This is a genomic window from Burkholderia paludis (assembly GCF_000732615.1).
Lineage (GTDB): Bacteria > Pseudomonadota > Gammaproteobacteria > Burkholderiales > Burkholderiaceae > Burkholderia > Burkholderia paludis.
This window is the reverse complement of the sequence record NZ_JPGL01000154.1, coordinates 1-1,135: the sequence shown is the minus strand read 5'-3', so window position 1 is coordinate 1,135 and position 1,135 is coordinate 1. Positions and strand designations below refer to the sequence as shown.

Sequence of the window (1,135 nt, the reverse complement as noted above, 5' to 3'; positions counted from 1 at the left end):
CAACAACCCTCTTTGCCTGATGACCATAGCGAGTCGGTCCCACCCCTTCCCATCCCGAACAGGACCGTGAAACGACTCTACGCCGATGATAGTGCGGATTCCCGTGTGAAAGTAGGTAATCGTCAGGCTCCCTAAGCCAAGAACCCCCGCCCGAAAGGCGGGGGTTTTTGCATTTGAGCGGCGGAAATGCGTGCGGAGTACTCGGCATGGATGCGTGTCGTGCTGCATGCACTGATGCTTGCGATGCAGTCGAATGCCGAGAGAGCGGAACGTAACTTTTCGTCTGTTGTGACGGTTGTTGAAGTTACTTGCAACACCGCCACGGACCATTTGCATCAAGGCGCGCGCCGAAATGCTTCACGCCGAGCCATCACCAGACAACAGAGCGGCGCAAAGGGGCCAGCGCCGCGTGTTCCAGCTCCTCTTCCTCTTCTTGGGCAGCTGCACCATAGGGCTGCTCTCGCCAGTTCAGCGCGTTGTAGTCGGGCGTGATGATGACCCTTCGGGAATCAAAGTTGAACCGAAGATAGACGCGATCACCCGGCTTGAATCCGAACATCTCGAAATGCGCGTCGATGGCGCGCATCCATGGCATGTACGGTTGGCCATCTTGGGGAAGGTCAGGCTTGTTGCCGAGGGGCAGCTCAACCGTTGGATACTGTTTGAGCTTCTTGGGACGTGACTTACTATAGGCGTTAGCCATCTTCCGACTCCAGTGACGAGTTGGTTGTGGTCAGCGGGTCGTATGGGTGGCAGCCCATGCGGCCCGCGCTTTTTTGCGGTGATGCCGTTTAAGTCTATCTAACTGGGCATCTCGAAAATTGGAAAATTCGAGGAATGACCAAACGGTATAGGTATGCAGTACTCGTGTTCCGTTACAGCGCGATTTCGGGCAATGACTTTAGAGCAGCCTTGTGCTCGTCACAGCAAGATCCGGACCTCGTGATTGCCTTCGCTCACCGTCAAGAAGACGAATCAGCTTGGCGACGTCCAACGGCGGTTGTTCGAAGTCGTTCTTTGTCTGTGATTGCTCTGCTCGTCGGGTAATACCCCCGGCCAGTAAGCGGGATCGGAAGTAGAATTTCCAGCAAAGGGAGTTCTACGCAATGAAGAAGTCGAAGTTCACGGATAGCCA

General features: G+C 55.2%; 1 protein-coding gene and 1 rRNA gene. One reads left to right on the top strand and one right to left on the bottom strand.

The genetic code is table 11. From position 1 onward, the window contains the following. Positions 1–15 precede the first annotated feature (15 nt). Positions 16–128: ribosomal RNA gene (gene rrf, locus GQ56_RS0138935) — 5S ribosomal RNA — on the top strand. Positions 129–370: 242 nt separating this feature from the next. Here rrf and GQ56_RS0138930 read toward each other — a convergent pair. Next, positions 371–703 (bottom strand): hypothetical protein, encoded by a 333-nt coding sequence (locus tag GQ56_RS0138930; RefSeq protein ID WP_031403764.1) that lies wholly within the window; start codon positions 701–703, stop codon positions 371–373. Between the last annotated feature and the right edge of the window lie 432 nt (positions 704–1,135).

Bases quoted from the DNA above. Each gene is read 5' to 3' on its own strand.
- GQ56_RS0138930 (WP_031403764.1), bottom strand. From the start codon at position 703: ATGGCTAACGCCTATAGTAAGTCACGTCCCAAGAAGCTCAAACAGTAT.